This window comes from Shewanella sp. ALD9, assembly GCF_002836315.1.
Lineage (GTDB): Bacteria > Pseudomonadota > Gammaproteobacteria > Enterobacterales > Shewanellaceae > Shewanella.
In genome coordinates, this window is record NZ_PJCD01000010.1 from 1 (window position 1) to 2,154 (window position 2,154).

Annotated in this window: 1 protein-coding gene; it reads right to left on the bottom strand. The window is 53.2% G+C overall.

The window, feature by feature from the left end:
• Nucleotides 1-232 precede the first annotated feature (232 nt).
• Entirely contained in the window at nucleotides 233-1,774 is a 1,542-nt protein-coding gene (locus tag CXF88_RS14265) for an IS91-like element ISCR1 family transposase (RefSeq protein WP_000050481.1), read from the bottom strand.
• Between the last annotated feature and the right edge of the window lie 380 nt (nucleotides 1,775-2,154).

Sequence of the window (2,154 nt, forward strand, 5' to 3'; positions counted from 1 at the left end):
GGGTATAGGAAGTATAAACCACCTTTTTGCTCCTCATCCGAAGTATCTTACCTGAAATTCCCTCACTCGTTTACCGCTCAAGCCCCAATTTTAACTGCCGGTCCAGCCTAAACCGCTCTAATAAGGTTCGATTTGGCGGTAAAATCTCTAGCCTGATAGCTCGAGAGATACAAACTGCCCCACCGCCCCGTTTAAAAGTTGGCAGTGTTGAGCAGTGTTGGATTTGGGGTCGTCAGTCAAAGAGACGACTCTGTGATGGATCGAACAGGCTGGGAGTCAGTGGCGGCGCTCGTTCTGGTGGCAGCTCACGCTGCTTGGCGGCATTCGCCTTGGCTGTTTTCTGTTTCAGATGCTTGAGAATCTGCTCAATGACCTTCGGATCTTCGATGCTGGCAATCACTTTGACGTGACCGCCGCAGTGTTCGCAGACTTCAATATCAATATTGAAGACTCGCTTGAGGCGTTGCATCCAGGTCATGGCGCGGTGGCGCTCTGCAGGACTCTTGTCACGCCAGTTAGTATCGAGACCTTCCGATTTGTCGGGCTTCTTGCCCCGCTTGGCGGGTGTTACTTGAACTCGGTGTTTGCTGTTCGGTGCAAAGACGCCGTGGAAGCGTGTGAGGTTGACTCGCGGCTTAGGTACCAACGCAGCGAGTTTGGCGATGAAGTCCAGCGGCTCGAAGATCACATGGGTGGTGCCATTGCGGTACGGAGTTTTGAGCTCGTAACGCACCTGCCCATTGGCGGTTAATGCCAGACGTTTTTCTGAAACCGCTGGCCGACTAATGTAGCGACACAAGCGCTCAAGCTTATCCCGCTGATGCGCTTCGGCCATCACACCGGCGTGTAGCGAGAAACCAGCATGGTTGGCTACTCGACTGCTTGAGTCGGCTTTATCCTCACGCCCTGGCAAGGTTTGCAGGGTGAAGACTTTGCGCCCTTGCTGGGGGCCGACGGCAATGCGATACGTAACCGAAGCACCATGTAATTGAGTCAGCGTATCGTCTTCGCCCTCTTCCAGTGTCAACCACGTATTCTCGGCATCACGCTCCAAAATCCCACGCTTTTCCATGCAGCGAGCGATGCGATGGCTGAGGGTGTGAGCGAGCGTATTCAGCTCATCGTAAGTGGGTGCCTTGACACGATGGAAGCGTTGCTTGCCATAGTCATCTTCGGCATAGACACCATCGAGAAACAGCATGTGGTAGTGGACATTGAGATTTAGCGCGGAGCCAAAGCGTTGGATAAGAGTCACTGAGCCAGTTTGTGCAGAGGCTTTGGTGTAACCGGCTTTTTTGATCAGATGAGTTGAGAGTGTACGATAGACGATACTCAAGACCTGGCCCATCAGCTGGGGATGGCGAGCCAGCAAAAAGCGTAGCTGGAAAGGAAAGCTGAGCACCCACTGGCGAATGGGCTCCTTGGGGAAGACTTCGTCTATCAGCAGCGCCGCACTCTCGGCCATCCGGCGGGCACCGCAGCTAGGGCAAAAGCCGCGTCGTTTACAGCTGAAGGCGACCAGACGCTCGTGATGACAATCCTCGCAGCGAACCCGCATGAAACCATACTCCAGACGGCCACATTGGAGGAGGTCGTTGAATTCTTGTTGGATGTAGCGAGGCAGGTGTTGACCTTGGGCTTCGAGTGAGGCTTTGAAGGCTGGGTAGTGCTGCTCAACCAGCTGGTAGAGCAGCGTCTGGTCGGGTTGGTGGCGTTCGTAACCGTTTGTTTGAGTGGGCGATTGACTCGCCGTGGCGTTCCTTGCCAGCGACATGGGTATCCTCCGCTGATACTGTGGTTATGTACAGTATCAGCGGCTTGCGTTCAGACGTCCAGTCTGGCCCTAGACATCGCTAAATGCTTAACCCGCAATAGCCCTCACGAGTTGTTATCAGCCACTACCGGTTGAGCGAGAAGGTTTTGGGTTCAGGGTGCTATTGCTCCACCAATCACAATACTGAAGCCCCAACTGTTATCAGTTGGGGCTTTTTCTTGTCTGTTTGCGGCGGTTGCGTTTTATCGGTAGTCGTCGAGCTCTGCACCATCCCACATAAGAGCTTAACGGTGCGATCTTCAACGCCATCACACAAAACTTTCTTTTTCACGCACAGTCAACTTATTGGATGTTTTATTAACAACCCAAAAGGAGATATT

Coding starts and splice junctions, on each gene's coding strand:
- CXF88_RS14265 (WP_000050481.1), bottom strand. CDS start 1,774: ATGTCGCTGGCAAGGAACGCCACGGCGAGTCAATCGCCCACTCAAACA.